This is a genomic window from Streptococcus sp. HMSC065C01, assembly GCF_001813525.1.
Classification (GTDB): Bacteria; Bacillota; Bacilli; order Lactobacillales; family Streptococcaceae; genus Streptococcus; species Streptococcus parasanguinis_V.
Map to the genome: position 1 here is coordinate 904 of NZ_KV812836.1, position 4,432 is coordinate 5,335.

At 28.9% G+C, this 4,432-nt stretch carries 5 protein-coding genes; all 5 read left to right on the forward strand.

Annotated features, from left to right (window positions below; genetic code table 11):
- Positions 1-263 precede the first annotated feature (263 nt).
- On the forward strand, positions 264-602 hold the full coding sequence (locus HMPREF2918_RS02490; RefSeq protein ID WP_049514470.1) for a helix-turn-helix domain-containing protein: 339 nt from the start codon (positions 264-266) through the stop codon (positions 600-602).
- 494 nt (positions 603-1,096) lie between these two features.
- Positions 1,097-2,320, forward strand: a complete 1,224-nt coding sequence (locus HMPREF2918_RS02500) for a hypothetical protein (RefSeq protein ID WP_049514467.1) — start codon at positions 1,097-1,099, stop codon at positions 2,318-2,320.
- 307 nt (positions 2,321-2,627) lie between these two features.
- Entirely contained in the window at positions 2,628-3,641 is a 1,014-nt protein-coding gene (locus HMPREF2918_RS02505; RefSeq protein ID WP_070594500.1) for a hypothetical protein, read from the forward strand.
- Positions 3,622-3,807 (forward strand): hypothetical protein, encoded by a 186-nt coding sequence (locus HMPREF2918_RS02510; protein WP_049502660.1) that lies wholly within the window; start codon positions 3,622-3,624, stop codon positions 3,805-3,807. Before HMPREF2918_RS02505 ends, HMPREF2918_RS02510 begins: the two co-directional genes overlap by 20 nt.
- Positions 3,808-3,927: 120 nt before the next feature.
- A partial coding sequence (locus HMPREF2918_RS02515) for an ImmA/IrrE family metallo-endopeptidase (protein ID WP_141751577.1) occupies positions 3,928-4,432 on the forward strand: 505 nt, incomplete at its 3' end.

Sequence of the window (4,432 nt, forward strand, 5' to 3'; positions counted from 1 at the left end):
CTTCACTTCAACCATAAAACGGACTTGACTTTACCCATCAAATAGATTACAATAAAGGTATGAAGTTTAGTGTAGTTTGATAGTCAGTCCTCTGGTTGTCAGACGCACTTTTTATTTAATTGTCAATGATCTAAGCCTTCTAAAATAAGGTTATTATTTTTAGAAGATATATACTCTTTCGAATATATTTATATTATATACTCAGTTGAATATATTGTCAAGAGATTATTGCAAAATATTTTAAAATTTTTGAGGAATTAGCAATGGGATTTCCAGAACGATTAAAAGAACTCCGTTTAAAAAAAGGATTGACACAAAAGGAAATTGCGGAAGAATTTGGTATCAAGCAACCTAATTATCAGCAATGGGAAAGTGGTAAAAGAAAGCCATCGTCTGAAACTTTAGAGAAATTTGCGAATTTCTTCGGAGTTACGATGGACTACCTTGCGGGAAATGATGAGAAACTAGATAATGTGGAACTTTTATTTCGTATGAATTCACAAGGTCTAACTGAAGAAGAAAAGAAGATCTTTAAGAAGGAATTGATTGAATTCATGGATGAAAGAAAGAAAGCTTTCAATAAAGGAGATACGAAATTATAAATTTAATTTAACAATAGATTTATCTTGAATAAAACATAAATATATTTAAATTATGGGTAATGCTATTTCTAGAATAAACGAATAAGTACTTCTTCAAAACTTAGAGGACTTATCCGATATTCAACGATTGACGAGCGATGGAATTGATTTTGATGGCTATAATCCAAAGAAAGTAATTCTTGAATTACTGAGAGATAAACCAGAGATAGATTATGAAAAATGCTCTTCTCTACTTTTTAAACTTATTAGCCAGGTCTGTGATAATTATGAAGATAAATATAACAGTAATGGTATGAGAAATATTGTCATGATGTACAAGAAAGATATTGCTCAAAAAATATACGATCAAATGTTGCAAGATGATCACTTTTATATTAAGAACGGGCTCCTTGAGGAAAGTGTAACAGGTACTAGCAATTATAATATTAGTCAGTCGTTTTCTTGTTGATTGATTTTTATAGGTTTATCTTTTAAATTAGGAAGTAATAAGAATAATGAAAAATTTAATTAGTTTATTTTTGGAAAATAGTTTGTATATTCAAATAACTATGTTATTTATATTTTTCTATTTTTATCAAAGAAAAAAAAATGTAGAATCAAATGTAGAACCTAGAATACAAATATTTGATAAGATATTTTTTAAATATTACAAATTATATTTCTATAAATTTAAGGGAGCAGGGCATTATCCTGGTTTGATTCATATATATAATGCTATGGCCATAGAATGCCAAAAACAAGAAATTGATTATGATACAATTAAACGAGTTAATAAAAGTAAAAATTCTAAAAAAAACAATACATTCTTCACTTTCATATCCGGTTCCCTTGTGTTCTTTGGGCTCACAAATTTCGGTAATCTTATAGAACATCTTAGAAATTTACTTAGTTTAATTAATGGTGAAAATTCATCTGATCCATGGAAAAATTTATTAGATTTTTTCAATAAGAACTCAGAATCCATTGGATTAATAACGTATATCGTTTCTTTACTTCTCATAATACTCATTTTTATAACTTTGACGATCTTTTTTATTCGAATGGATAAAGATTCGAATGTTATAAAATACTCAAAAGAAAGTCAAATGGGAACTATTGTAGAAGATTTCTCCAGATACTATGAAAATCAATTTAATAACAATACAAATTGCGAAAATTTTCAACTAGAAGACAAAAATATTCCTCTGTTTAAAATAGGTGTTACTCGTTTAAAAAATGAAATTGCTCTTCATATTCCTGCTTCTCTCTCGGGAACACAAGAGTCACAAAACACTTGTTTTAAAGATGAAAACAAAGTTGGTGAGGTAGTCCTCACTTGGAAAAATGAAAATAAATATAAATTTAATTTTAAAAAAATAGACTCCTGGACATTGATCAAAGTTGAAGATATGGAAGGAAACTCAATTTCTGAAGAGGAACTTAAAAATTTAAAAATACTTTTTGAAATACTTTTTGAGGGTGCAAATATATATTATTCAAATAATGGACTCTTTTTATCTACCATTACTTCTATCGTAAATTATATAAATAAAATTCAAAATAACTGGGTTAAATATCCATTGATAGGACTTTTTGTTCTAATGCTACTTGTTCTTTCTTTAGTTGTTATTTTTGTACTCTGTCTCTTGATAAGAATACATATGCTTTATGTTATCTTTCTAATCTATGCTTGTATTTCTATTTCATCATGGTTATTAAAGAATGTGAATGGGCTTTAACATCAAGCTCACAAGAAAGAATTAAAATACAATATCATTACTCCCCTTATCCAACATCGGAAAGATATCCTGAATAATCGCCTATTTATGAGACAAAGCTTCGCAAAAGTGATATTGTTTTTGATAAACAATTTGTGATTCTTTAAAATTACAAACATTTTAAATAGAATTAGAAAAGAAACAAGGTTCTTGTGATTAATTGATGGATATAAAACTTACGATTTGATACTGCTATCGTTACTAAAGATCTAAAAACAATACAAACTATAGAACTTTAAATTAAAGTTCCAAAAATGGAGATTAAAGTATGGAAAGTTTTGAAATTGAAATACCAAAAATAGAGCATTTTGAAGTTGATATCAGAAAAATGGAATTATACAACTATGATTTCCAATCATATTCATTGACTCCACTGCAAAAAGAAGCCTCTTTAATAATTGCTAATAAGATTAGAAATAATTTATTTACTCATATTCCCGAAGCTAAATTTTTAAAAAAGCTTGTTGAAAAGAATGATAATGACAATGTAGAATACGTTGCAAAATTATCTGAAGTTGCAAAAGAAAAGTTAAAATCGGGAGAATGGAGTTATGGTATACGAAAAAAGACAGGCGAGACCTATGCAGTATTAAAAGATACTGAAACTGGAAAAATTAAAAGTAGTGTAACCTTAGAAAAAAGGACTGTCAAAGAGTTAGGGAATCTTCCTGAGCTTTCTGCAATACAAGGGCAACTAACATCTATTTCAGAACAAATTGAAAGCTTAAATGAACTAGTTATCCGCGTGGAACAAGGGCAATACAATGATAGATTTTCAGGTTTTTTCAGTGCTCGCCAACTAATTGTAGAGGCCTTAGCAACCAGAAATGAGCAACTAAAAAAAGAATTACTACTTTCAGCAATTAAAGAAAATAACAATACTATTGCAAAACTAATGATGTCGATTTACACAGATAGTTTAGACTTTATCAATCGTGACACCAAACCAAGGGACGCAAAAAGAATAAATACTCTGCTTCAGCAATCAATTAGTTACCTATCATCTGCAATGCAATTAAATGTTGTTGCTTATACAGTATTAGAGGAGCATGAGTCGGTTATAGCCGTATTAAGTAACTACAAAGCTTTTACCGAACAAACTTTGCTTGAGCCTAAATATGATGGAAAAAGTTTAGCTTGGAAAATTGATAATTTTACAAAAGGAAATAGCAGCTCTTTTATAAATTTGACACAGAGTATTTCAGAAAATATCAATGCATTGGTTAACCATTCAGAAACATTATTAGTAGAGGAAGATACGAATGAAAGAAGAGAAAGTTAAAACATGTAAATACTTTAGATGTAATAAAGAAGTATACTCTCCAAAAGCAAAATTCTGTGGAGAGCACGAAAGATTTTATAGAGAACACAGGAATAAAATTGGAGGGGCGTTGCTGACTTTTGGAGGAATAGCACTTTCAGCTTTGGTAAAAAAAAGAAATAATTAGACTATGTTTATATATTTAACGTAATATAAAAAAAGTGGACACACATCCACTTTTTTTATATAATAAACTCAACTAAATTGGTTTAGTTTTGTAATTTATACTTAAAGGAGGTACCATTCTTTGGATGAATTGTATACAAGAATAAGTAAGTCTACAAAACATGTGTTATATCAGTACATGAAGGACAACAATATTTCGTTACTAAATTATAATTTCAACTACTTCTTTCAACATTGTATTCAGGAATATCAAATTCAAGTGATTAGTCACCACTTCTCAAATCACAAGATTGAAGGATTAACCGTTATCGATGACTTAGGTATTAGTTTTTCTTATGAAAAGGATAATCCCATTGTGAAGCAAAATTTTACTCTGTGTCATGAGCTAGGACATTTTATCCTAGAGCATGAAGGTAATTATTTTGCTGAATCTATTGATAATCAGGAGAACCTACTAGAGCGAGAAGCGAATATTTTCTCTGCTGTAGTATTAATGCCTGACATTGTTTTGCTGTCTAAGATTTATTATAGTTGCAACACCTTTCAACATATTCAAAATAGTCTGGATGTTTCAAAACAGGCACTGTTTTTTCGCCTCTTAGATCTTTTACGAGAATATTATCCTG